Below are 2510 nucleotides of genomic sequence, written 5' to 3' on the forward strand. Positions count from 1 at the left end.
AGTACCATCACCGTTGTCAATCAGTGTTGCATGCTCTGAGTTTTCACCCACCAGCTCAAGATTTTGAATATCAAGGTCGTCACCATCAATATCTGATGCTTGTGCCAGTAACTGTTCTTCTGTAATCACAACAGAAGCAAATTGAGCAGAACCTTCAGTATCGATAGTGATATTAGGAAGATCAGCCGTTAGCTCAATTTCGTTGTCACCCGCGTGGATGTTCAACTCAACCGTTTCGGTAATTTCTGAACCGTCTACACCAATCGATGTGAACACGGCTTCATCATGACAAGTTTGTGACACGGTCATGTTTTGAACAACATAAGTACCATTTCCTTGAACTGTACCGAGTTCAAAGTAAGACACTGGTTGGTCAACCGTTAACGTGTAGTCTGTCTCGAAAGTACCACGGTCTTCTTTGTGGTAAGTCATCGAGTCAATTAGGTCACCGTCCTCATTGAACGCTTTGATTTCTACTTCCGTAAAGTGACGCGATTCTTCCATGAACCAACCACCTAAACCATCTAGGTGGAAACTGATTTCATTGATGTCTTGACCTTCAACTGAAATAGTCAGTTTTTCATCACCACTCAACCCTTGGCGATCGGTATCACCAAGGCCGTGACCTATGTGGGTGTTACCATTCCAAGCACCAAGCGGATCATCGTTACTTTGAACCGTAACCGTTAAATCACCATCCGAGAACTCACGAGTGTAAGGGTCAACTTCTGTACCCCAATCGTCTACGCTAGCGTTATCGTCGAAGGTACCAATTTGCGTAGTATGTGTGCCTTCAGCAAGAGCCCCCTCACTTGGAACAAAGCGTACTTCTGTATCAGCCGGTACTTCTTGCCCTACTTCCAGCACCACCCACTCATCATTAACATTCGCTTCAATGATGCCGTTTTCTGGCGCTTGGTCTAAACGTAGTGCAGGTTCTTCACGAAGCGTCACACCAACCGTTTGATCTTCTTGCGCTTGGATGAAGATCTCTTCGCCCGCTTCTGGCGCATCATTAACTGGATTAACCGTTAGATCGAGAGTGGTCAGAACTTCATTGTCACCATCATTGATGCTGTATGTGAAGTCCAACTCGCCATTGAAGTTTTCTGTGTGCGTGATGGTGAATGAACCATCGTCATTAGCAACAATTGTCGCGTCAGGGTCGTTGGTTTGCAGGTTAGACGCCGTTAACTCATCACCCTCAACGTCAGTAGCATTTGCAAGCAGCTGCTCTTGAGTAATAGTGATTGAATTATCTTCGTCGACTTCTGCTTCAATACCGGACGTTTCAGGGCCGTCATTGACAGCAATGACATCAATGCCCGCTGTCGTTGTCGCCGTTGCACCGTCTTCGTCAACGACGACAACATCTAGTGAGATGTCTCCGTCGAAGTTTTCATTTGGCGTGAAGGTGTAGGTGCCATTACCGTTATCAACGAACGAACCATCGTCACCAGCGTAAGTAACGCTCGATAGAGCAACATCACCCTCTACATCTGAAGAGTTCGCTAATAACTGTTCATCACTGATCGTGATTTGGCCATCTTCTTGAACTGTATAAGCTGTCGAGCCCGCTACAGGAGGATCGTTCTCCGGCGTTACACTTACATCAATAACAGCTGATGTTGAATCAGTACCGTCAGAGACATCGAACGAGAATTGAACATCACCATTGAAGTTCTCGTTTGGAGCAAAGCTGTATGTGCCGTCGCCATTATCGCTAAGAACACCATCTGCACCTGTGTAGAGCACGTTTTCAATCGACAGTTCATCACCGTCAATATCCGACGCGCCTGCAAGCAGATCAGCATCGGTGAAGAGTAACGTACCGTCTTCTTCAATCGTGAACTCTTGATCTTCCGCTTGTGGCAGGTCATTAACCGGATTCACAGTAACGTCTAGGCCAACTTGAACTGAACCACCATCGTTATCGATGATATCGAAGTTCAGATCTAGGTCACCGTTGTAGTCTGCGTTCGGTGTGATGGTGTAGCTGCCATCATCATTATGTTGGATGGTCGCATTTTCATCAGTAGATAGATTGATAGCTTCTAAGTTGTCGCTATCAATATCACCTGCTCTTGCTAGCAATTGCTCTTGGCTTAGCGTGATGGAGCTATCTTCATTGATGGTGTAAGCCAAATCACCCGATACTGGCGCATCATTGATTGGCAATACATCAACGTTAATGTGTGTTTCAACCGTTGCGCCATCTTCATCTTGAATGGTCACACCCAGTTGAACCTGACCATTAAAGTTTTCATTTGGTGCAAAGCTGCATGTACCATCACCATTTACAGTGAAGATACCGTCAGAGCCATCGTAGTTAATGCCAACAAGTTCTACATCGCCTTCGATATCCGAAGCATTCACAAGAATCTGAGATTCACTGAACGTCAGAACCGAATCTTCGTCAATGGTGTATGACGTTGGACCCGCAACCGGTGGATCATTCACTTCTAGAACGGTGATGCCCGCAGTGGTTTCATCAATCGAACCGTCTTCAT

1 protein-coding gene is annotated in these 2510 nt (G+C 45.9%); it reads right to left on the bottom strand.

Annotated elements, in window-relative coordinates:
- Positions 1 to 2510: tandem-95 repeat protein (locus tag AB4653_RS01710; protein ID WP_372103168.1), on the bottom strand; the 2510-nt coding region annotated here is incomplete at both ends.

This window comes from Vibrio sp. 10N.222.48.A3, assembly GCF_041475345.1.
GTDB classification, from domain to species: Bacteria; Pseudomonadota; Gammaproteobacteria; order Enterobacterales; family Vibrionaceae; genus Vibrio; species Vibrio tasmaniensis_A.